24 protein-coding genes and 4 pseudogenes are annotated in these 20,882 nt (G+C 70.1%); 16 read left to right on the top strand and 12 right to left on the bottom strand.

From position 1 onward, the window contains the following. Nucleotides 1-437 precede the first annotated feature (437 nt). Complete coding sequence (locus ACZ4FV_RS23950; RefSeq protein WP_395873073.1) at nt 438-902, top strand: hypothetical protein; 465 nt, start codon at nt 438-440, stop codon at nt 900-902. A gap of 77 nt (nt 903-979) precedes the next feature. Here ACZ4FV_RS23950 and ACZ4FV_RS23945 read toward each other — a convergent pair whose 3' ends face one another. Further along, on the bottom strand, nt 980-1,510 hold the full coding sequence (locus ACZ4FV_RS23945) for a GNAT family N-acetyltransferase (protein ID WP_402240187.1): 531 nt from the start codon (nt 1,508-1,510) through the stop codon (nt 980-982). A gap of 283 nt (nt 1,511-1,793) precedes the next feature. Then, nucleotides 1,794-1,904: pseudogene (locus tag ACZ4FV_RS23940) on the bottom strand (MBL fold metallo-hydrolase); the annotation flags it as partial. Nucleotides 1,905-2,571: 667 nt separating this feature from the next. On the opposite strand from ACZ4FV_RS23940, the gene ACZ4FV_RS23935 reads away from it, so the two are divergent. Together ACZ4FV_RS23935 and ACZ4FV_RS23930 are read left to right on the top strand one after the other, a co-directional pair. Further along, nucleotides 2,572-2,814 (top strand): hypothetical protein, encoded by a 243-nt coding sequence (locus tag ACZ4FV_RS23935; protein WP_465323242.1) that lies wholly within the window; start codon nt 2,572-2,574, stop codon nt 2,812-2,814. A 481-nt stretch (nt 2,815-3,295) separates the two neighbouring features. Continuing rightward, complete coding sequence (locus ACZ4FV_RS23930; RefSeq protein ID WP_402240189.1) at nt 3,296-3,787, top strand: HIT family protein; 492 nt, start codon at nt 3,296-3,298, stop codon at nt 3,785-3,787. 111 nt (nt 3,788-3,898) lie between these two features. On the opposite strand, the pseudogene ACZ4FV_RS23925 reads toward ACZ4FV_RS23930, so the two are convergent. Further along, nucleotides 3,899-4,042: pseudogene (locus ACZ4FV_RS23925) on the bottom strand (zinc-binding dehydrogenase); the annotation flags it as partial. Between the two features lie 235 nt (nt 4,043-4,277). On the opposite strand from ACZ4FV_RS23925, the pseudogene ACZ4FV_RS23920 reads away from it, so the two are divergent. Beyond that, a pseudogene (locus ACZ4FV_RS23920) lies at nt 4,278-4,462 on the top strand (ATP dependent DNA ligase); the annotation flags it as partial. 52 nt (nt 4,463-4,514) lie between these two features. Continuing rightward, nucleotides 4,515-4,778 carry a hypothetical protein gene (locus ACZ4FV_RS23915; RefSeq protein WP_402240192.1) on the top strand — a complete coding sequence of 88 codons (264 nt, stop codon included), beginning with the start codon at nt 4,515-4,517 and terminating at the stop codon, nt 4,776-4,778. 3 nt (nt 4,779-4,781) lie between these two features. On the opposite strand, the gene ACZ4FV_RS23910 is transcribed toward ACZ4FV_RS23915, so the two are convergent. Beyond that, a complete protein-coding gene (locus ACZ4FV_RS23910) occupies nt 4,782-4,976 on the bottom strand; it encodes a hypothetical protein (RefSeq protein ID WP_395873078.1) in 195 nt (64 codons plus the stop codon). 691 nt (nt 4,977-5,667) lie between these two features. Next, nucleotides 5,668-7,143: an AAA family ATPase gene (locus tag ACZ4FV_RS23905; RefSeq protein WP_465323241.1), complete on the bottom strand. Its 1,476-nt coding sequence runs from the start codon at nt 7,141-7,143 to the stop codon at nt 5,668-5,670. Nucleotides 7,144-7,965: 822 nt separating this feature from the next. On the opposite strand from ACZ4FV_RS23905, the gene ACZ4FV_RS23900 reads away from it, so the two are divergent. Continuing rightward, nucleotides 7,966-8,451 carry a hypothetical protein gene (locus ACZ4FV_RS23900; RefSeq protein WP_465323240.1) on the top strand — a complete coding sequence of 162 codons (486 nt, stop codon included), beginning with the start codon at nt 7,966-7,968 and terminating at the stop codon, nt 8,449-8,451. Nucleotides 8,452-8,522: 71 nt separating this feature from the next. Here the strand turns inward: ACZ4FV_RS23900 and ACZ4FV_RS23895 are convergent, their stop codons facing one another. Then, complete coding sequence (locus ACZ4FV_RS23895; RefSeq protein WP_465323239.1) at nt 8,523-9,158, bottom strand: hypothetical protein; 636 nt, start codon at nt 9,156-9,158, stop codon at nt 8,523-8,525. A 373-nt stretch (nt 9,159-9,531) separates the two neighbouring features. Between ACZ4FV_RS23895 and ACZ4FV_RS23890 the strand changes: the two genes are divergently transcribed. Next, nucleotides 9,532-9,711 (top strand): hypothetical protein, encoded by a 180-nt coding sequence (locus ACZ4FV_RS23890; protein WP_395873082.1) that lies wholly within the window; start codon nt 9,532-9,534, stop codon nt 9,709-9,711. A gap of 54 nt (nt 9,712-9,765) precedes the next feature. Then, nucleotides 9,766-10,230 carry a hypothetical protein gene (locus tag ACZ4FV_RS23885; protein ID WP_402240207.1) on the top strand — a complete coding sequence of 155 codons (465 nt, stop codon included), beginning with the start codon at nt 9,766-9,768 and terminating at the stop codon, nt 10,228-10,230. 272 nt (nt 10,231-10,502) lie between these two features. Here the strand turns inward: ACZ4FV_RS23885 and ACZ4FV_RS23880 are convergent, their stop codons facing one another. The 3 genes from ACZ4FV_RS23880 to ACZ4FV_RS23870 all read right to left on the bottom strand — a co-directional run bounded on the left by ACZ4FV_RS23880 (nt 10,503) and on the right by ACZ4FV_RS23870 (nt 12,152). Continuing rightward, nucleotides 10,503-11,294 (bottom strand): hypothetical protein, encoded by a 792-nt coding sequence (locus tag ACZ4FV_RS23880; protein ID WP_465323238.1) that lies wholly within the window; start codon nt 11,292-11,294, stop codon nt 10,503-10,505. Continuing rightward, nucleotides 11,273-11,677, bottom strand: coding sequence for a hypothetical protein (locus ACZ4FV_RS23875; RefSeq protein ID WP_395873084.1), 405 nt, complete (start codon nt 11,675-11,677; stop codon nt 11,273-11,275). Before ACZ4FV_RS23875 ends, ACZ4FV_RS23880 begins: the two co-directional genes overlap by 22 nt. A 328-nt stretch (nt 11,678-12,005) precedes the next feature. Continuing rightward, nucleotides 12,006-12,152 carry a hypothetical protein gene (locus ACZ4FV_RS23870; protein ID WP_465323237.1) on the bottom strand — a complete coding sequence of 49 codons (147 nt, stop codon included), beginning with the start codon at nt 12,150-12,152 and terminating at the stop codon, nt 12,006-12,008. A 21-nt stretch (nt 12,153-12,173) separates the two neighbouring features. On the opposite strand from ACZ4FV_RS23870, the pseudogene ACZ4FV_RS23865 reads away from it, so the two are divergent. The 6 genes and pseudogenes from ACZ4FV_RS23865 to ACZ4FV_RS23840 all read left to right on the top strand — a co-directional run. Then, nucleotides 12,174-12,553 (top strand): annotated as a pseudogene (locus tag ACZ4FV_RS23865) (helix-turn-helix domain-containing protein); the annotation flags it as partial. Beyond that, nucleotides 12,553-13,218 (top strand): glyoxalase, encoded by a 666-nt coding sequence (locus ACZ4FV_RS23860; RefSeq protein WP_465323236.1) that lies wholly within the window; start codon nt 12,553-12,555, stop codon nt 13,216-13,218. The pseudogene ACZ4FV_RS23865 and the gene ACZ4FV_RS23860, both read left to right, overlap by 1 nt. A 219-nt stretch (nt 13,219-13,437) precedes the next feature. Further along, nucleotides 13,438-13,851 (top strand): VOC family protein, encoded by a 414-nt coding sequence (locus tag ACZ4FV_RS23855; protein ID WP_465323235.1) that lies wholly within the window; start codon nt 13,438-13,440, stop codon nt 13,849-13,851. 155 nt (nt 13,852-14,006) lie between these two features. Next, nucleotides 14,007-14,441, top strand: a complete 435-nt coding sequence (locus ACZ4FV_RS23850; protein ID WP_465323234.1) for a YdeI/OmpD-associated family protein — start codon at nt 14,007-14,009, stop codon at nt 14,439-14,441. Between the two features lie 666 nt (nt 14,442-15,107). After that, nucleotides 15,108-16,172 carry a methyltransferase gene (locus ACZ4FV_RS23845; protein ID WP_402240214.1) on the top strand — a complete coding sequence of 355 codons (1,065 nt, stop codon included), beginning with the start codon at nt 15,108-15,110 and terminating at the stop codon, nt 16,170-16,172. Between the two features lie 773 nt (nt 16,173-16,945). Continuing rightward, nucleotides 16,946-17,245 (top strand): hypothetical protein, encoded by a 300-nt coding sequence (locus ACZ4FV_RS23840; RefSeq protein ID WP_402240216.1) that lies wholly within the window; start codon nt 16,946-16,948, stop codon nt 17,243-17,245. Nucleotides 17,246-17,372: 127 nt separating this feature from the next. Here ACZ4FV_RS23840 and ACZ4FV_RS23835 read toward each other — a convergent pair whose 3' ends face one another. From ACZ4FV_RS23835 to ACZ4FV_RS23825, 3 genes are all read right to left on the bottom strand, one after another. Next, a complete protein-coding gene (locus tag ACZ4FV_RS23835; protein ID WP_395873090.1) occupies nt 17,373-18,818 on the bottom strand; it encodes an ATP-binding protein in 1,446 nt (481 codons plus the stop codon). Between the two features lie 423 nt (nt 18,819-19,241). Further along, nucleotides 19,242-20,090 carry a hypothetical protein gene (locus ACZ4FV_RS23830; protein WP_402240219.1) on the bottom strand — a complete coding sequence of 283 codons (849 nt, stop codon included), beginning with the start codon at nt 20,088-20,090 and terminating at the stop codon, nt 19,242-19,244. 45 nt (nt 20,091-20,135) lie between these two features. Beyond that, nucleotides 20,136-20,270 carry a hypothetical protein gene (locus ACZ4FV_RS23825; protein ID WP_402240222.1) on the bottom strand — a complete coding sequence of 45 codons (135 nt, stop codon included), beginning with the start codon at nt 20,268-20,270 and terminating at the stop codon, nt 20,136-20,138. 155 nt (nt 20,271-20,425) lie between these two features. Between ACZ4FV_RS23825 and ACZ4FV_RS23820 the strand changes: the two genes are divergently transcribed. After that, a complete protein-coding gene (locus ACZ4FV_RS23820; protein ID WP_465323233.1) occupies nt 20,426-20,554 on the top strand; it encodes a hypothetical protein in 129 nt (42 codons plus the stop codon). Between the two features lie 3 nt (nt 20,555-20,557). Further along, nucleotides 20,558-20,872 (top strand): hypothetical protein, encoded by a 315-nt coding sequence (locus ACZ4FV_RS23815; protein WP_465323232.1) that lies wholly within the window; start codon nt 20,558-20,560, stop codon nt 20,870-20,872. The last annotated feature ends 10 nt before the right edge of the window (nt 20,873-20,882 follow it).

The following is a 20,882-nucleotide window of genomic DNA, read 5'->3' as shown; positions in this document are numbered from 1 at the left end:
GTGCACCCGCCCGGGCAGGCTCCGTGCCCGCCGCCCCACTCGACCGAAGAGCACCTTGGTGACTCGGCGGGTGGTCCGTGCGGCGACCGGTGGCGTCGGTCATCGCCCACGCGGCGCAGGCCACACCTGCGGTGAACCGTTCGACGTCGCGGATGGCGAGGCCCGTGGGCGTACACGCGGCGGCCGGCTCCACGGTCGGCAGTCGGAAATCGCAAGTCGGCGTCGCCATCGGAGTCCTCGGGGCCACGTCCCACAGGTGTCCCATCTCCGCGGCGGAACAGCAAATCAGGAGCCTTGTGAGTGTCCCGTCCCCGGAGCGGGACGACGACGGTATTGCCTCCCGCCGCCGCAGCCGGAGACGTTGGGTGTGCAGATCACACGATGTGGTCGGGGGGAGCACACCACCCGCTGAACGGTGTGAGAGATGCGAGGAGTAGATGAGTCGGCGAAGGAAGCTTGCGGGCGGTGTCGCGGTTATGGCGATGGCCTTCGGCGGAGTCGTCTTCACGGGCGGCCCGGCCAGCGCCTCCGGGTGCACGTGGGCGCCTTGTGGTCGAGCGGTGAACGACACGGCGAGCGACAAGATGCGTTACACCCTCAAGCTGGACACCGGCGGGGACCATCGGTGCAACGTATGGAACTTCCCCGGTGGGCAACGCACCGTGAGCTGTCAGCAGCAGGATCTGAACCCCGGCAAATCGGTGGGCGGGTGGCTATGGGACAAGAAGGATGTCGATGCCTTCACCTTTCCCGACACCGGATATCACGTGTCCTTCTACGGTGGCGCGCAGACGTACCACATCCGGGGAATGTGGACGAAGATCTCGAGCAGCGACACCGTCAGGTGCTTCGACACGTCCGCGTACAAGACGCCCTACTGTCATGTCGCGCTGGCCCCCTGAGCCGCACCAGGCGAGCCCGGCGGAGACGGAGCTGCGACTTCCTCCACGTGGTCGTGTCGGCGAACCTCCGCGTGCTGTCAGTCGACTCGCCGGGCGAGCACCTGTCCGGGCCATGCGTCGGACATGAAGCGATCGGTGGGGGTGAAACCGTTGCGCTCGTAGTACGCGACCAGTTCGCCCCCGCCGCCCGCCCAGCAGTCGACCCGCAGCAGCTTCACGCCGGCCCGCCGGGTCTCGTCCGCGGCATGGGCCAACAGCGTCGACCCGATGCCGTGGCCGGCGTGCCGTCGGTCGGAGACCAGTAGCCGGACGTAGCGCTCGGGTTCCTCGGCCGGCGCGATCGGCACCAAGGGGTTGGGTCCCGTGTCCAACACCAGGGCGCCGACGAGTACCCCGTCCAACTCCGCGATGTGCGGGTCGTGGTCGGTCATGTACCGCTCGACCCGCGCCACCCCGCCGGGTTTCTGAGAGTACGGTGTCGTGCCCCACTGCTCGGTGTTGCCGCGCTCGTTCATCCAGGCCACTGCGGCGTCGAGCATGTCCAGCACGGCTGGTGCGTCGGCCAGGCCGCCCGGTCGGATCCGTATGCCATGAGTGGTGTCGTTCACGGCGGAAGTCTAGACAGCGTCGGCGGATCGGAGCCGAAGCCATGAACCCGAAACGATGAACCCGAAGCCATGCACCCGCTGCGCTGCGCTGCGCCGCGCCGAACAAGACCGGACCTCGACGGTGACGTCCATCATCGACGCGGGCGCGTAGCGGGCGTGGGCGGTCGCGATCTCCTCGCACGAAGCGGTGAAGTTGCTGGGCCGCGCGCCGTACGCTTGGTTGCCGACAGGAATGGTCGGGTCGCGACAGAGGCGTAGATGGGTGCCTGCGGGAGGCGTTGTGGAACTCCCCCGCGCCGCCGACGTGATCGGGGTGGGAATGGCTAAGCAGGATCGCGACGACCGGGCGTCCGGTCCTCCGCACCTGCTCAATGGCGCGCCTGGCGTCGGTCATGGTGCGCAGTGTGTGGATACGAGCTCCGGGCTCAGGAGGGGGCGGGCCGTGGCCTTCGAGCGTGACGCGTTGCCCGTCATGGCGACCGGCCGACACTGCTCGTTGATCGCGGCCGCATGAACTGGTCCCATTCGTGGGCCGTTTACGCAGTTCGGCGCGGGGATGCACGCCCAGGCCGAGGCGGGACGCCGTTGTTCGCCCCACCGGGTCTGCGGGCCGCCACAGTTGATCCCACCGGGCCGTCGGGGGCTCGTCCGTGGGCGGCTCCGGCACGTGTCGGCACGGTCGAACGGGGAATCGCGGCGCCCGCGAAGGTGCATGGGAGGAGGCACTGTGGCTCGACGACGATCGGTCGGTACCCAAGACGCCGATGTGCACGGTGAAGTACTTCACCCAGTGCCGTATCAGGCGACGTCCGTCCTGACGTGACGTTACGCGCCATCCGGATTGCCCCTCGGATCGCGCGTCGGCCGCGAGCTGTGTCCGTGGCGGAACGCATGCGGGTGGGGTGTCCGTGTGCTCTGCGCCGTCCCGCCGGCTCGCTGTCGATGGTTCGGAAGAAGGGCGCGATTCTTTCCGGGGCTCCCCGGAACCGTGGGTGCGCGGTGCACGCCGTCGCCCGCGACATACGTAGTGAACGACTTCGAACGGCGAGGCCTCTCAATACATGCATCCGATCGCACGCCTTCTCCAACTGATCTTTCTGGTATCGGGGTTCGTATTGCTCGGAATGGGATTCGTCGAGCAGGACGAGGACGATGTCAAGGGGGACTTCAACGAGTGGGTGTGCAGGCCCCTTTCCAGCAGTGAGGAAACCCCCCGCTGCGTATCGGGCGGACAGAACAACTATTCCGTCGCGTACGGCTCCGAGAACAGCGGCCTGTCGATGGGCCTCGCCGGTGTCGGGTGAACGCCGCGTCCATCTCGATCGCGGTCGGCGGTACGAGGCGCGTATCGGCACCGGCCGGCATGGGCGCGTGATACGGCGCCCCGGCATACGACCCGTCCACGCCACCCATGCCGGGCCCGCCGCGCTAGGGCGTGTCTTCAATCCCTGTCGGGCGTCGTGGAGCCCGACGGGGATTAAAGACACGCCCGAGGGGCCCGTCCGGCGGATCTTCGGCTGGGTCACTGCGGAGGTAAGTCGTGCCCTACGTCGTGGGATCAGCCCGTTCGGAGCGCAAGGTGGCACTCACTGTGGGCCGGCGCCGGGACCCGGACCGGGGTGCGCGGGGTGGTGACCACCGGAGCCGTAGTCCGGCCGGCGAGCCGCTGGGTCCTGCCCGGCGGATCATGTGGCTCGTTCAGCGTCGCCGCGTCGGTTTGTTGGCATGGTCATGGGGCGGGGAGACGTGACGAATGAGTTTCGCGCGGGGCCTAGGCTCGCGGACATGACGACACCCTCCGAGGACTGCTACTCCTGCCGGCAGGACGCCTCGTACGACACTCTCCCGCCTCGCGAACGGATCGCCTCCGACGTGCTGTGGAGGGTGACGCACTCGGTCGGCACGAGTCTGCCGGGTTGGCTGGTCCTGGTCCCCCGGCGACATGTGACCTCGATCGCGAACCTGACCGATGACGAAGCCGCCGGTTTGGGTCTGTGGCAGGTCCGCCTGGCGCGGGCACTGCACGAGACGACCGGCTGCGCCAAGACCTACGTGGCGCAGTTCGCCGAGAAGCCGGGATTCGAGCACGTCCACTTCCACGTGGTGCCTCGGATGGCGGACCTGGCACCCGAGTTGCGTGGCCCCAAGGTGTTCACCCTGTTGCACCCGACCGGGGCCGAGCGGGTGTCGACCGTGGAGATGGATCGGGTGGCCCTCGCGATACGCAAGTGCCTCGGACAGGACCACGGCCGCGTTCACGACCCCCGGATCGGCTGACCCTCCTCCCGGTCGATCCCGCCGGTACTGTCCGGTTCCGGCTCTGAAGGTCGTGTCCGCCTCGGCAGGAACGGGCAAGGCTGGTGATGCCACGGCGGTCGGTGAGGCGGCTCAATCCCCAGCGACCGTGAGTACGATCTTGCCCTGAACGTGTCCTCGGGCGGCGCGTTCGTGCGCTGCTCGGGCATCCGCGCGCGCGAATGTGCTGTCGATCGCGACGCGGACCGTGCCCGCGTCGAGCAAGCGACCCGGTTCGAACGAGCACCTCGCCCGGCCCCGGAACGGGAATCGGCACCTCGGCGTAGCGCAGAACCTCGGGGCCACCGTGTAGCGCAGAACCTCGGGGCCACCGTGCTCATGGATCCGGATCGCCCTCATCGTGTGTCGGCATCGTCTTCTCCTTCTCCTGCCCGTGCTGCGGTATAGGGCTATCCGGATCAGTGATCCATATAAGTGGCCCACTGATCCGAATATGTGAACGCGCCACCCGGCAGAACTGCTGCGCGTGGCCGCCACCGACGACTGCCCCTTCCACCCCAGGCCTTCCGTCTCCGGGGCCCGTTGGGTGCTGCCGCGTCTGGTCGGCGAGGTTGCGTACGCCGCCATCACCCGCGCGGGACTGCTCCGACACCCTCGTGGCATCGCCTGCGCCTCGACCTCGCCCCGGACGACGTCGCCCGACCGCGGACCGGGCGACGTTCCCCGCAGATCGGGCCACACTCGAACGATGGAGATCATCGAGGCGCACGGCTACCTCGCCGTGCCGGGTCTGGGTGACGTGGAGGTCGACGTCGACCTGTACGACTGGCCGCCGGCCGAGCATGTCGGTCCGGTCGCGTGGAGCGCGGTGATCGCCGAGGGCCCGGAGCTCGCGGTCGGCACCAAGGGCGAACTGCACGTCGACGGCGAGAACACCGAGATCGGCCACCCGTTTACGGTCATCATGAACGCCGGCCGCGTCACCCGGATCTGCGGCTGCGAGAACACCTGAGGCTCAGTCGAGGCCCGCTTCGGCGCGCAGCTCGGCGATCTCAAGGTGCGCGGCCGCGAGATCGGCGGCCATCCGTCGCGTGCCCTCGGCTACACCCGCGTCCCACATCCGACGTACGAGTTGCTCGGCGGCGGCCTGGTCCAGGCCGGTCGCCACCATCACGCGTTGGGTCAGGGTCACGATCGGATGCTCGTCCATGTCTCCAGAACATCCCGCCGGCTCGTACTCCGCACGGCGAGGACACTCGTCACGCCGCAGCCTTGACGACAACGGGAGCGCGGCGCCGGAACAGGGCTTCACCATCACCACGGCAGGCGAACGCCGCCGCGTCCCAATCGACTTCGACGACCTGAGTGCGACCGGACCCAGCGTCCCCGAGTACGCGGTCCGATCGCACCCCTGGTCAGGGCGTCGCACCCGGGCGACGCTCGTTACCTCGTCGCCCGACGGGTCCGCGAGAACCGCGACGCTCTCCCGACCTGGAACGCGAAACGCCCCAAGAGCCCCGAGGCTCCCGAGTGGGACGGCCCGATCTCCATCCACCCGGACGGCTCCGTCCTGGCCATGCGCCTGCTTCCGGAGGCGCCCCGACGCTGAACACGCCTCGGTGCGGGACCGCAGATCGCGTCCGTTCGCGCCGGGCCGTTCGTGGTCGCGGTCGAACATCTCGTCCGGCCCGAGGAGTGTCGACGGCGGGCTCCACGTGCATAACTCCAGTTCTCATCACTGGAGTTATGACGGGTGCCGGGGTTCCCGTCTCCGGTGGAGGTTCGGTCCGTCCGCCGGAGGAGGACAGCGGCCGAATCCCTATCCTGCGGGCGCGACGCCACACCGCCTCTTTGCGGGCTTGCGAGCATCGAGGACGCTGGGGCGACCGGCCGGGCGGGTGTCAGGATCCGTTGTAGAGGCGGTCGAGGTCGACGAGTTGGAGGTCGGGGTTGTCGGTGGCGGCGGTGTGCAGGTCGTCGGTGAAGCCGTCGCCGCTGAAGCAGAGCAGGCGGGTGTGGGTGGCGTCGACGCCGTCGCGGGCGGCGAGGAGTTCGCGGATGCGTTCGAGGCGGGCCAGGTGGGCTCGGCCCATCCGCGCCTTCCACTTGGCCTCGCCGATGGCCAGGAGGGTTTCGCGGCCGTGGTCGTCGCGGCCGAAGACGGCGACGTCGACCTCGAGGCCGTTCTTGGCGGCGGGGTCGGGGATGGTGCCGGACTGCACGCGGACGCGGTGGCCGCCGAGGGTGTCGGGCGAGGCGTACCAGCGGGTCCAGGCGCGGCAGACCTGTTCGAAATGGGGGCCGACGACCTTGCTGAGGAAGGTGGCCTGGGAGCGGGCCCATACGTCCGCGGCGTGACCGGGACGCTCCAGGTCGCTCCACTCGGGGCGCATGACCGCGTGGTGGAAGGACACGATGGGCTCGGCGATGCGGTACGCGGAGCGTTTGCCGTGGAAGGCGTCGGGGTCGCGGATGATCATCCCGGTGTCCTCCAGGACCGCGAGGGCGTGACCCAGGTCGGTGGACTTGCGGGCGAGGTAGTTCGCGATGCCGCCTCGGGTGTGGTTGCCGTCGGCGATCGCGGACAGGACGCCGTGGTAGAGGGCGGTGTCGCGCAGGTCGGGTTCCTCGGCGAGGAGTAAGCGGGCCTCGCGCAAGAGCGGGCGTCCGGGGTTGAGGACGTTGCGCTGTACCCAGGGGCCGAAGTCGTCGAGGTCGGCGGGTGCGTCGCCGAGGGTGAACTCGCGGGCGTAGGCGGGGGTTCCGCCGACGACGGAGTTGACGAGGAGCGCCAGGGTGGGGTCGTCGATGTCCCAGAAGCGTGCGGCGAGCCGGTAGTCGAGGGTGGGTACGACCAATTCGAGGCTCGCGCGGCCGCGCAAGGGGGCGGTCCCGGTGAGCAGGTTGCCCATGAGCGAGAGTGCCGAGCCGCACAGCAGCAGCCGGATCGGGGCGCCGCCGCGGCGCGCGTTGGGTCCGAGCGCGCGTTGCAGGAGCGAGGGCAGTTCGGGGGACGCCTTCGCGAGGAAGGGGAATTCGTCGATGACCACGGGCATGGGCCTGCCGTCGGGGACGGGGATGGCCATCAGGGTCTCGACGGCCTCCTCCCAGTGCGCGAACCGGTACGGGATTGGCTGGCCGGTGTGGCGCGCGAGGGCCGATCCGAACTGGCGCAGCGACTCGGCCTCGGTGGCCTCGGTGGCGGAGAAGTAGAAGCCGCCCGTCTCGCGGCACAGCGCGTCCAGAAGGAACGTCTTGCCCTGGCGGCGCCGCCCGGAGACCACGCCGAGCGTGGCCTCGCGTCCGGGATAGGCGGCGAAGCGCACGAGCTCGGACCACTCGAAGTCCCGGTCGAACATGTCGGACGGCTTGTGCACGATTCCACCCGGACGTCGGCAATGATGAACGTATCTATTATAACTGTGGTTATCAATGGTTTCTCGACCGTGCGTGCGTGTCGTGCGTGCAAAGAAGCGGGGCGGCGGTGTCGGCACGGCGGCCTCGGTCCGGCGGGTGTGGCTCGGGAGTGATGTCGTCGAGCCGCTCCCTGTTCGTCCCGGGCGACGGCTCAAGCGCCCCGACCGCGACGACGCACGGCCACCGACGCGGGACCACCATCGGTCGCGGGCGGGGATCGCCGTCGTGAATGCCGCTCAATGGGTCCGCACCGGATAGACGTGGACGATCATCTCTACGGCCACCAGTGCCCAGCGGTCGCCGATCGCGGCGATCGGTGATCCCGTCGGTGGACCATCGTCGGGCGCCGGTCGCGAGGTCGTAGGCCGTCACCTTTCCCGAGGCGTCGGCCTGGGGGCCGCTCTGGTCGGCGACCGGCACCGTGTCGCCGAGCAGGAAGGGCGCTCCGCTGCAGGCCGGGTCGGCACCGCGATTCTGGTCCCCCACGGCAACCCCCGGCGCATCCGCGCCCTTTCCGACCGTTGCGGGCTCAAGCGGGCGATCATCCACGGCACGATCCAGGCCGGCCCGCGGTGACTATCAGCGCATCGTGGCCCGATGGCAACTGTCGGCTGGCGTTGTCTCGAAGGTGACGGTGAACGACGGCTGATCCGGGTGCTGGGGTGGGCGGCCGGCCCCCGATCGGTGGGGAACCGATCGGCGGCCCGTGCGTCCACGAGGTGATGCGCGATCGGCCCGGCAATCACCGCAGGGCCGGAGCGGAACGCCGGGGCAGGGGGACCATGGGCAGCGGGGGCAGCGGGGGCAGCGGGGGCAGCCGTGGCGTGGGCGGTCGGGCCGGGATGATGTGGTGTTCGGTCGCGCTGACGGTGGCCGGGACGACGGCGTTCGTCCGGTTCGTGAACGTGGCGGAGGCGCGGTGCCTCTACGAGCCGGTGCCCGTGCGTGAGTGGACGCTGCTCTTGGCCGCGCTGACGTGTGGTGCGCTCGGGCTGTTGCTTTTCCACCTCGGCTGGATTCGAGCTCTGCGAACCCGTTCCGACCGCGGTCGCCGCGGTCTCGCCTTCGCGCTCGCCCTCGTCTTCAGCCTCCCCACCTACCTCCTGATCCCGGGCGAGTTGCACCTGATCGGCGAGCTTCGCGACAAGCACGGGGTTGGGGAGGTGTCGGACTGCTTCGGCCGAGCTGCCGCGGTCGTCGAACCGCCGGGTACGAGCGGTGGTGCGTCGCGCAGTGGGGACCTGCCGTTCTCCGGCTGCCCCGATTGAGCCCGAGACCGAACGAGGCGGGTGCGGCCGCGGGCGACGCCGATGCGCCCGGTCCAGGAGTGCGCCGCGGGTCAGCCGCGCCCGGCCGCCGACCTGCCGTCCGGGACGTCCGGGACGTCCGCCTGCGTGATGCGTCTGGTGAGGGTACGCCAGGGGCGGCAGGCGACCACGGGCAGCCCGTGATGCGCGGCCCGGTCGGCGAGCCACCGGGAGTAGCGCACGCCGACCTCGGCCCGCTGTGTCTGGCTGCCGAGTTCCGGCTCGCGGTCGGCGTAGTTGGCGACAACCTGTGCGACGTCGTCCTCGTGCAGGAACACCGCCCGTACGCCGCGCCCGGCGGCGGCACCCGCGCGGATCGCCCGGGCGGCGGCGGCCGGGGTGATGTAGTCGCCTTCCACGACGGCCGGTACGGGGACGGTCAGCCGATTGCCGACGACGCCGACGACGGCGGGTTCCATCGCGATGGCGGTGGCGATCTGGAGTTGCAACTCCCGGTCGGGACTCGGCGGCGCGGAGTCGGGAAGCCGATTGAAGTGGTGCAGGCCGGGATGGGTCTCCGCGTCGGTGATGGCCTGAACCGCGCCGACCACGTCGTCGAACTCCACGATGAACGCCCCCTGCTCCCGGGCCAGTTCGGCCGCCGCCCGACTTTTACCCAGACCCGAGGCGCCGCCGAGGAGCAGGATGTCCCACCGCGTGTCGATCATCGATCGACGGTATCGCAGCCCGTCGGATCGATGTCGCGCCCACCCTGCCACGACCGAGGCGCCGGTCCGTCGCCGCTGCGGCGCGTACCGTGGTGACAGCTGTCGTCGCGCCACGATGATCGCGCGGCGAGCGGACTGGGTGGACCGGGCGGGCCGTGAGCGCGCGCCGGTGCGGCGCGGCAGGGGCAGGACGTTTTCGAGAGAGCCGGAGTACATGGCCACGGCGCCGACGCGGCTGGACGACGTCGAGCCGTTCTGAGCGTTGCAGCCTGCCCAAACACCGGTACAGGGAAGAAGTCCGCATCTCATCCGTCCCGGGACAAGGGGTTCGACCAGCCTGTTCCCGGGCCGCCGAACGCTCCGGCGTGGACGTGTGCATGACCGGCCACTCTCCCGGCGCGGTCTGATCACCACCGGCCGCAAGAAGCGGAAGAAGCCCGAGAAGCTACGGAAGCAGGTCGGACACGGCGCGAACAGCCCGGTGTTCTGGTCCTGCGTGGAGGAGGGCGAGATGTGGGGGGACCCTGCCGCCACCGAGGGCATCGGGCTGTAGGCGCAGGGCCCGCCCCTGTGGACCGGGCGCGTTCGTGGCGGGTTGGATGCGGCCATGGAAGTTATTCTCACGGCCGCCGTCGCCGTCGTCGGGACCCTGCTGGGTGCCGCAGCCACTCACCTCTTCGCGTTGCGGGAGCGCAGACGCAGTGCGCAGGTCGAGCAATCCGATCGGTTGCGGGCCGAGCGTCTCGCGGTGTGCGCCGAACTCGCGGAGTTGCTCACGCACTTCCGCGGGGTCCAGCGCGCACGTCGCGTGCTCGAGGTCGGGGCCGGCAACGCCGCCGAACTCGCCGAACTCAAGGCCGAGGCCGACCGGACCCGGACCAGCAGTCGCGGTGCCATCTTCCGACTGCGTCTGCTCGGGGCCGACCCCGGTCTCGTCGCGCTGGCCACCGACGCCCGCGAAAAGGCGATCGACACGCACAAACCCGATGCCGACGGCCGTCGGCGCATCGAGGACGCCCGAGCCGCGGTCGATGCCTTCGTCGAGGAGGCGGCACGCCGTCTCGCCGCGTAGGCGCGGAACTCGCCTACGCGTTCTCGCGACCTCGCGTGGTGGCGCGCCCGGTTGTCGCGTCGAATGAGGGGAGGTTATCCGACGCGATGCGGACGGCGGCGCGCCACCGTCCGCATCGTCCTTCGACCACACCGTCCGGGTGACGCTGCCAGTAGCTCGCTGCCGCGCCGCGTCCCGCATCATCCGGTGCCGACGGGGCCCCGTGCACCGCACCGTAACCGCACACGGTGCGGCAAACGGGGGCGCCCGTCGTTCACCTTCGTTTCGCTCCGTCACGCTCCTCGGGGAAGGGGCTCCCCCTGCCGCACCGCGTTATTCACCCACCAACCGTTCCATGGCCTCCAGCAGGTCCCGGTGAACCTGTCGATGCCGTCGTTCGGCTCCGGAACGCCGTCCTCCACGCACCGGATCCTGCGCAGCGCAGACGACAACGTCGTGGACACAGAATCGAGTTCGGCCAGGACCTCAGGCGAGCCGGTCCTCTGGCTGTCGGTGATCTGCGCCACGTATGCCTGCCGGATGGTCTCGGCGTCGTCGCCCTCCCGATCGCGGACCCGGCCGCGTTGGACGGCGACCGCGTAGTTGAGAAGCTGTATCCGGTATTGGCGCGCGGCTGCGTTGGCCGTGACGTAGGACGCCCGGTTTGGCCTCCAGGCGCGGCCTGGACACGGCGTGGCGGCTATCGGCCCCGGCGAGGGTCTGTTGGTGCCGATGCGTGTCCGACTGTGTTTGCTGAGAGAGACGTTGCGCGACGCCACCCACTGTTCGGCGCCGTCCTGCCCGACGGTGACGGTGTGCTGCGCACCCGGTGGTGACACGCAACGCGCCGGGCGCGCCGGGCAATCCTGCGCCTCGGGAGTTGTCCAACCAGGCCAGGTGTCGTACTTACGAGTCACAAAGAGGTCGTCCATGCGCCGGCGTGCGTCGTCGGTGCCATGTTCGGTGTGGAGCAGGGCCACGGCTTCGTAGCGTTCGACGAGGTCGGTCGGGACGGCGGGATGTGACCCGATGCCCCGGCCGGCGTGCGGCCGGAGCGGCTCGGTCAGGCGTAGTCGGTGATCCACCCGCCGCAGGTCACACGGGTGTTGGCCTTGTAGACGCAGGCCCGGAACTGCACCATCCACCTTTCCGGGATCTCCAGATCCACATCCAGGGTGTAGCCGACCCCGACGGTGTTGCGTGCGCGGTACAGCGGATCGGCGTTGCCGACGTAGTACTCGGCGACGACGGCCATGCCGTCCTGCTTGAAGTCGCGTACGTAGAGGTGCTCGCCGTAGGACTTGAACCGCACTTCGCCGGCCCGGGTGCCGTTGGTGTAGACGGTGGCATTCACCACGGGTTCGCAGGTGGTGCACTCGGCGCTCGCCGGGGAGGCGAGGACCGTCCCGCCGCCCGCCAGCACGGCCGTGGTGCCGAGGACGCTCAGGAGTTTGGTGCGCAGCTTCATGGAAGCCCATCTCGTGTGGGATGGCCGCCGGAGGCGGCGTGCTACAGGGAGGATGGACCGTGGGGCTGAGGGCCTCACGATCCCGACCGCGCGATCGTGACGGGAACGATAGAAGCAATCCGGCAGCCCGCGATACGGCTCCCGTGCACCGTTTTCCGCCCGGCATGGGGTGCGGGTGCACCACTTCCCGTCGCGATGGTGGCTGCTGCACCACGGTCCACCTCGGTGCGATGCCTCGGGCATCACCCGAAGGCTGCGCCGCATCGCGACCGTGCACGCGAATCGCCTCGGTGGGGAGCGTCGGGCGGGCTGCGGCACACTCTCCTGCTCATGGTGTGGCAGCATTCGCGTAACGCGTACGCGTCATGGTCGAGCCGAACGTCGGCGTGCGGAGCCTCTCTTCGGACACGTCTGCAATCCGCACCGAGCCGAGGTCCAGCGTCTCGAGGACGCGCTTGTCGAGGCCGACGAACACGCTCGACAAGCCCTCCTGTACATGTCCGCCGGGCACCTGGGTCGGCAGTTCCGGCCGCCTACGGTGAGTCGCCGTGCGCGCACCTGTTGACGTGTCGCGTCGAGCGGGCGACGGCTCTCCTGCGGCGGGGCGACCTCAGTGTTACGGAGGTCTGTTTCGCGGTCGGCTGCGCGTCGCCGGCAGCGTCCACCACCCGCTTCACCGAGCCGGTCTGCCTGCCGCCCGGGGCCTTGCGGCGCCAGGCGGCGGACGCGGCGGACGGTCATGTCCATGTTGCGGGTACGGCCGGCGATGCGGGGTCGGCGATCAAGGTGGAGGGGATGCCGGCGTGCGTGGCGAAGCAAGTCTCAGGACCGGTCAGGAATGGAGAAGCCCCGGCCGCCGCGCGGCCCCTAGCGTGATGGTCATGGCAACCACCGCTTCCACCGCAGCCAACACGTCCCTCGCGTCCGTCACCCTCGAGGTGGCCGACATCGAGGCCGCTCGCCGCTTCTACAGCGCCTTCGGCGTGGACACGTACATAGACCTGCGGGCGTCCGAGGCGCACTCCACCGGGTTCCGCGGCTTCACCTTGGCGCTCACGGTGTCCGGGCCGGCCACCGTCGACGGCTTCGTCGGCGCCGCCGTGGACGCCGGCGCCACGGTGCTGAAGCCCGCGGCGAAGTCGCTGTGGGGCTACGGCGGCGTTGTCCAGGCCCCGGACGGGACGATCTGGAAGATCGCGACCTCGGCGAAGAAGGACACCGGCCCCGCCACCCGCGAGATCGACGAGGTCGTCCTGCTGATCGGCGTCGAGGACGTGAAGGCCACCAAGCAGTTCTATGTCGGCCGGGGCATGACCGTGGCCAAGAGTTTCGGTGGCAAGTACGCCGAGTTCGCCCCCGGTCAGTCCAGCCCCGTCAAGCTGGCGCTGTACAAGCGCCGTGCCCTTGCCAAGGACCTCGGCGTCCCCGCCGACGGCACCGGCTCGCACCGCATCGTCCTCGGCAGCACCGCCGGCGCCTGCACCGACGCGGACGGGTTCGTCTGGGAGACTGCCGCGTCGCTCGCCCCCACGTTGTCCTGACTCCCGACCCCCACTCCCGCCCCGCTCGACCCTGTACCGCCTGACCCGCCGGGTGCTCGGCGAACGGTTCGGTCGGCCGGTCCTGTTCAACCATCGGTCACATTTCTCCATCCGGTCCTGTCATACCGATCGACCGGCGAACACGCGCCGATGTGACGGCCGGGCCCCAGCCCGGATGTCCGGCACGCGTCCATCCACCCTCTGTGCAAGGAGCACGTCATGAAGGCGCACGTCAGCTCGATCCTCCTCGGTGTCCGGGACATGGACCGGGCCAAGCGGTTCTACGCCGAGGGGCTCGGCTGGAAGGTCAAGAACGACTTCGGCATCTCGGTGTTCTTCGAATCGGACGGCGCGTCGCCGGTCGGCTTCTACGCTCGCGAGGGTCTGGCCGGCCAGGTGGGCACGGATCCGGAAGGCAGCGGCTTCAGCGGGCTGGTTCTGACCTACGTCGTTCGCAGTGAGGCACGGGTCGACGAGATCATGGCGGAGGCCGGTAAGGCCGGCGCCAAGATCCTCAAGCCTGCCGGTGCTCTGCCGTGGGGCGGGTACGGCGGCACCTTCGCCGACCCGGACGGCTATATCTGGAGTCTCGGCTACAGCGCCCAGGGAACCGACCAGCCCTACGCCGAGTAGCCGCGATCTCTCGCCTCGCAGCCGTCCGGGACGGTGCGGCGCGTGCCGTAGCCGTTCTGGGCACGGCGATGATCCCGGTGTGGGCAGTGGGAGCGGCCATCGGAGCCGGGCGGGCCGGACTCGCGCTGAGCCGGCAGAACAATGGGAGAAGGATCATGAAGTTTCGCACCCTCGTGGAGCCACCCGAGCCCATGCGGGGCCTGGAAGTTCCGCCCGAGGTGGTGGCAGCGCTCGGCGGGGGCGCGCGGCCGCCGGTGACCATCACGGTCAACGGGCATTCCTGGAAGAGCCGGGTCGCCATCCTGCGAGGCCGCCACCTGCTCGGTCTCAGCAACGCCAACCGGCAGGCCGCCGGTGTCGCGATCGGCGAGGAGGCCGAGGTCGAGTTGGAGCTCGACACAGAGCCGCGCGTCGTCGTCGAGCCCGCGGACTTCGCCCAGGCTCTGGACGACGACCCCCTCGCCCGCGCCGCGTACGACAGCCTCGCGTACAGCCACAAGCGCGAGCATGTGCGCGCCATCGAGAGCGCGAAGAAGCCCGAGACGCGCCGACGGCGCATCGAGAAGGCCATCGCCACCCTGCGGGGCTGACCCCTGAGAAGCGAGACCCCCGGCTATGGAGGGAAACCCTGACCTGCACCGACCCGCGGCGGCCTCATCGCCCCGCCACCGGACCCGGGCGCCGATCGGGACGGTCATGCCCCGCTCGGCGAACTGTCCGGCGGCGGCACGGCCGCCCCCTTGATCTGTTCGCGCGGGTGACCGAGAAGGGCCGACACCCCTCCGCTGTCCGCTCGCGGCACTGGGCGCCGCCACGGACCGGGTGCTCCGCGCCGATGTGAGCGTCTCCCGGGCGAGGTCTATGCGCAGGACGCCGCTACGGACGAGGCACGGCACCGGGCCGTCGAGGCCGAGGTACGTTCCGATCGGCGCGGGAGAACTGCAATGAGCCACCACGTGCGGTGCGGCCTGCGGGCGGACCGGGAGCGCGGTGCCCTTCGCCGCGCGACAGGAACGAACTCGACACGGGCGGGCACGTTTTGGCGGATAAGGCGACACGGACTCGACCATTCGCGCAGCGCAGGACCGGGCCCGTCCACCGAGCGCTCACCGACCATCTCCTCTTGTCCGGAAGCCACATCGAACCTCGTGGAGGACCCGGCCCCGACGGAATGCGAGAAATCCGCATCCACGTCGTACACCGGCTGTCACGATGAGGCGACAGTACGGTCACCCCCGCGACGAGGAGGTCATCCGGTGAGTGATGTCCAGCCCCGACCCGCCGACGGTGTCGGACCGGCCGACGCCGCCGATCCGGACGGCCGCGCCTCGGCGGCGTATCTGATCGACGAGGCACTGGCCTACCTGTACCCGGCCGCGCTTCGGGCGGCCGCCGCCGTCGGGGTGGCCGACCACCTGGCCGAAGGCCCGCGCACCGCGGCCGAGTTGGCCGGCCCGACCGGCACCGACCCGGCGTACCTCCACCGGGTCCTGCGACTTCTGGCCACGAGGGGCCTGTTCGCCGAGGACGGCACCGGGGCCTTCCGGCTCACCGCCGCCGGCAGCGCGCTGCGCACCGACGCCCCGCTGTCCGTGCGGTCCGCTGTCCTGATGATCACCGACCGCACCATGTGGCTGCCGGCCGGAGAGATGGACCGCTGCCTCCGCGAGGGCGGGTCGGGCTTCGACGCGATCTTCGGGATGCCGTTTTTCGACCACTTCGCCCAAGACGCCGCCACGGCAGCCGTCTTCCACGACGGCATGGCGGCCATGTCCGACCCGGAGGACCAGCCGATCGCCGACGCGTACGACTTCCCCGAACACGGTGTGGTGGTCGACGTCGGCGGCGGCCACGGCGGTCTGCTGCGGGCGGTGCTGCGCGGCCGGCCCGCATTGCACGGCGTGCTCTACGACCGGGAGCACGTGTTGGCCGGCCACCGCCTGGACTCCCCAGACCTTGCGGGACGTTGGCGGCTTGCCGAGGGTGACTTCTTCGCCTCCGTTCCCGACGGCGCCGAGGTCTACATGATGAAGCGGATCACCCACGACTGGGACGACGAGCACTGTGTGGCCCTGCTGGGCAACTGCCGCCGCGCGATGGCCCCCGGCGGGCGTGTCCTGGTCATGGACGCCGTCGTCCCGCCCGGCAACGTCCGGCACCAAGCCAAGGCACTGGACCTGATGATGATGGCCTCCCTGGCCGGCCGGGAGCGCACCGCACCGGAGTTCGCAGCTCTGTTCGCCGAGGCCGGCCTGCGACTGAACCGCATCCTCGACACCCCCACGGTGTTGTCCGTCGTGGAGGCCGTTGCCATCGACTGACCCAACGGCCCTCCGCTTCGGCAGGGGTGCGGCCTTTTCCGGCCCTGGGAGCCGATGACCAGGGGTGCGCGCGGGTTTCGTATGCTGCAAAGGACGGTGACCCGGCCGAGCCCGAGGGCGCCGGCCACGTCGACCCGGAGCAGTCCGGCCCGATCGAAGCAGACCTGGTCGGTATCTCCACCATCACGGCCGCCCTGCCGCGTCGCCACCGGTCACGAGGGGCGTGCCGCAGTGACCGGTGAGACCGGTGAGCAGGCCGCGAGGTTCCGTGACGCGCGTTACGGACGGCGTCCGAGCGGGGCCTGCCCGGAGCTTCGCGACGGGTGAGGACGGCTCGCACCACGTTGGTCCGATCGAGTGGCCCTGCGGGAGCGGCATGCCGTGGCACGACAGCATCCGCGTTCCCGGACAGCGGACCGCGTCTGCTCGGTGCCGACCCCGGTCTCGTCGCGCCGGCCACCGACGCCCGCGAAAAGGCGATCGACACGCACAAACCCGATGCTCGACGGCCACCGGCGCATCGAGGAAGCCCGAGCTACGGTCGATGCCTTCGTAGAGGAGGCGGCACGCCGTTTCGCCGCGTAGGCGCGGAACTCGCCCACGCGTTCCCGCGACCTAGCGTGATGGCGCGCCGGGTTTGTCGCGTCGGATATGGGGAGGCTATCCGACGCGATGCGGACGGCGGCGCGCCACCGCGCAACCGCCCGTTGTCGCGGCCGTTCCGTGCCCGCGACTACCGCCCCCAGTCCGCCACGACGCTCGAGGAGCATGCAATGCGAGACGACGATTCGATCGTAGGGAACCTGGGGCCCACCACCTGGTCCCAGCGGGACGCACTGGCGTACGAGGTCGCCCTCGAAGGCCTGAACCTCCTCACCGCTCGATACACCAGGTTGGTCCACGAGGAACAGCGCAGCGCGAAACCGGACCCGATGAAGATCCAGGCATGGGAGGCGGAACTCGACCGCTGGGCCGACATCCCAGGGACGCTCACGCCCGCGGACCCCGAGAAGGTCGAGGAAGTCACCGCGACCTGCAGCGCGCTGCTCAAGACACTCAAGAGCGGTCGATGACCGACGCCGACCGCGATCGCCACGACTTATCCGAGGCCCAGAATCAGCAGATCTTTTGCTGTCAGCACGGCGACCCACCAAGCATTATCACAATTTGTCCCAGTATGGCCGGGGAAAGCTGGGTCATTCATCGGCGCCATGCCTCGATGAGATCTTCGGGGCCCCACCGGAGTCCGATCGGTTCGCTGGGAACGTCGTTGGCGATTCCGGAGAGGGAGACCACGGCGAGGGTGGTCGAGCCGAGGGTGAAGCCGGGTACTTGGGGAGCGGCTGCGGCGAGGTCGGCCATGTCGTGGCGGTCGAACGGGCCCGACAGCCACTTGATGGAGCCGACCAGGCGCACGTGGCGGGCGACGGGTGCGCGGTCCGCGGCGACGAGGTCGACTTCGGGGTCGAAGCGGCGGTTCCACCAGCCGCCGACCGCCTCGATGTCGTCCCACGGCAACCTGCCGTCGCCGGCGGCGAGTTCGAGCGCCTCGCGGGCCAGTGGTTCGACGGCGCGGCCGCGCCACGCGGCCCAGCGGCGTTCGACGAGTCGGTAGGCGGCTTCCGGACGGCCCCGCCGTACCTGCTCCTGGGCCATGCGAAGGACCGCGAGATACAGGCGCAGGTTGCTGTCCTGGACCCGGTAGAGCGCCGGTTTGCCCGGCTGGGTGGAGAGGGGCTCGTCCATCGCGAGGACACGTTTCTCCTCGACGAGGCGGCGCAGTACGGGGGACAGTGAGCCGGAGGGGATGGCGCCGCTTCTGCCGCCGGCGGTGGCGGCGATGTTCGCGTGGGTGCGATCGCCGCCGCCGACGGCCTCGAGGACCCGCCGGACCTGGTCCGGGGCGGGGAACTCGGCCAACAGGGACGATTCCGGGATGCCGAAGACCGGGGAGGCCGGGTCGGCGCACTCGGCTTGGAGGAAGGGAAGTGCGGGGGTGCCGTGTGGCCAGGCGCGCAGGATGCCGGGCAGTCCGCCGCAGACCAGGTGCGCGTCGATGGCGTCGGCGGCTCCGAGTCCGAGGGCGTCCGCGGTCTCGGCCGGGTTGAGCGGGCCGAGCACGAGGTTGTCCGCGCGGCCGTAGAACGGCCGATCGTAGGCGGTGAGCCGTTCCATCATGTGCAGATCGCTGCCCAGGAGCAGCAGGAGCACCGGGTGCTTGGACAACAGTCGGTCCCACGCGGTCTGCAACGCTCCGTCGAAGAGGCTGTCCTGCTCCGCCAGCCAGGGCAACTCGTCGATCACCACGATGGTGGGTCGGTCGGGCAGGGCGGAGGCCAGGGCCCGGAAGGCGTCCGGCCAGCTGCCGGCGCCTCCCGAGGGTACCGATTCGGGGTCCCCGGGCAGCGACGACTCCGCCAGCTCGGTCAGGAAGTCCGCCACCGCCTCGACCGGCGAGGCGCCCTTGGTGGCGGTGAAGAACACGTACGGTACGCCGGCCGCGTTACAGAACTCCTGCACCAGGCGCGACTTGCCGACCTGACGTCGACCGCGCAACGCGAGCGCGGCCCCGGCGCCCGTGGCGGCCACCCGCTCGAGACGCTTGGCCAGCAGTGCGAGCTCAATGCGTCGACCGACGAACGACATCCCGTTCTCCATCGAGCTAGGAATGAGCTACATAGATTCAATCTATGTAGTTGGTGTCTACATAGATTCATCCTACCCTGATTTGCCTTTAGTGAAAGGTTCCGGCGGCGTGCCCTCGAGGCCGTTTCCGGCGGCGGGGGCGGGGATGGCGCCGGTGCCGGATTGCACGCGCACGCGGTGGCCGCCGAGGGTCTCGGGGAGGTTTACCGGCAGGTCCAGGCGCGGCACAGACCTGTTCGAAGTGCGTGTCGACGATCTTGCCGAGGAAGGTGGTCCGGGATCGGTCCCACACCTGTGCGGCGTGGCCGGGGCCCTCCAGGTCGCTCCACTCGGAGCGCAGTGCCGTGTGGTGGAAGGACACGACGGGTTCGGTGATGCGGTACGCGGAGCGTTTGCCGTGGGAGGCGTCGGGGCTGCGGACGATCATCCCGGTGTCCCGCAGGTCCGCGAGGGCGTGGCGTGGCCCAGGTCGCTGGAATTGCCGAGAAGGTCGCCCGGGAGATCGGCGGCGTCCCGATCCCGGCGAGGTGCCGATCGGCGGTCTCGAGTCGCGGTCCGCCCCCGCATTGTCAACCCTCCGCGAGTGGCACACGCTACATTCTCCCCGGTGGCGGCCGGACGTTGGGCCAGGTCGGCGGACAAAACCTGGTGCGCGGCACGGTCCCAGCCGAACTCGGGATAGCGTGCCCAGGATTCCACAAACCCGCGAAACCGATCCCAGGTCGGGAATTCGGCGCGGAAGTCGTCGCGGTGGATGTGGGTGGCCTCGTCCACATTGCCGTAGTCCATGTGCCTCGCCACTCCGTTCGGTTCTCGTGGGGCATGCAGGAAGCGCAACCAGCGTCGACCGTCCGCGTCCCGGCCCTTTCGACCAGGAGCGCGTCGAGCACCTCGGCCAGTTCCGCGGGCGTCGCGAGATTTGCGGCGGACGATGCTCGACGCCACGCGGCCGAGCGTGTCCTGGTCGACGGTGGAAACCGACGCGAGGTCGCGCAAAGTGCGGGCGGGTGTGGTCACCGGCAGGCCGTCCACCAGCTGCCACTCGGTGGGCGCGAGCCCGGCCACGTGGACAGTGGTCCGCGACTCCGCGGGTTCCGGCACGGAGGTGCCCGGCGGCAGGGTGAACTCGGGCCCCGGGCCGGGTAGATCGCCCAGGCCGTGGACCCGGGAGGCCGAGCCGTACGAGACCACCCCGGCGGCCGGCAGGTCCCGTTCCCAGCCGGGCCGCGCTGGATCCAGCAACAGCCAGGCCGCGCGCAGCCGGGGAAACATCGGCCTGGCGCCGCCTCGGATCCGCAGGACCAGCCTCGGGACGCCCTATTCGGCGACCCCGGCGTCCACCAGGGCGACCAGCATCGTGTCGTCGGCCCCGGTGAGCAACGCCTGCCGCACGGTGACCTGTCCTGCCTGTCCCTCGGCAAACTCCGCCACCTTTCCTGCGATTTCCAACATTTGGTCCTCCTCGTCACGGGGTTCGGGTCCGAACCGGGCGATGTACGGTGCACGGTTCGACCACGCGGGCTCGCGGTCGCGCGTGCGACCACGCGCTCATGTCGGATTGGCGAAACGATCGGGTAGGGGCCGCCAGGCGCGGAGAGAATCCCACGGTGCCGGCGCGCATGCGCAGCGGCTGGGCCGTCATCGGGGACACGCGACACCTACCGGGCTACTGCGTCCTCCTCCACGACGGCGACGCCGACCACCTGACCGATCCGGGACGGCGCGAGCACGCGTAGTTCATGTTCGATCTCGCCCTGCTCGGCGAGGCAGTCCAGCACGCCTGCTCCGATGCGGACCCCGGGTTCCTCCGGGTCAACTACGAGGTTCTGGGCAACCCCCTCCCGCTCCTGCACGGCCACGTCCACGCCCGCTACGCGTGGGAGCCCGACGCGTTGCGACACGGTCCGGTCCGGCGCTATCCCGACCGGGGCGAACCGCGATTCCGACTCGACGAACGACACGACGACCTGCGGGCGGCACTGACCCGGGCCCTCGAGCGGATCACGGACGAGACGTACGCCGAGAGCCCGGAGGGCACGCGGGTTCCGAGATGAGGATGAAGAC

It is taken from the genome of Embleya sp. NPDC025285 (genome assembly GCF_055558835.1).
This window is presented reverse-complemented; position numbering and strand designations above follow the sequence as displayed.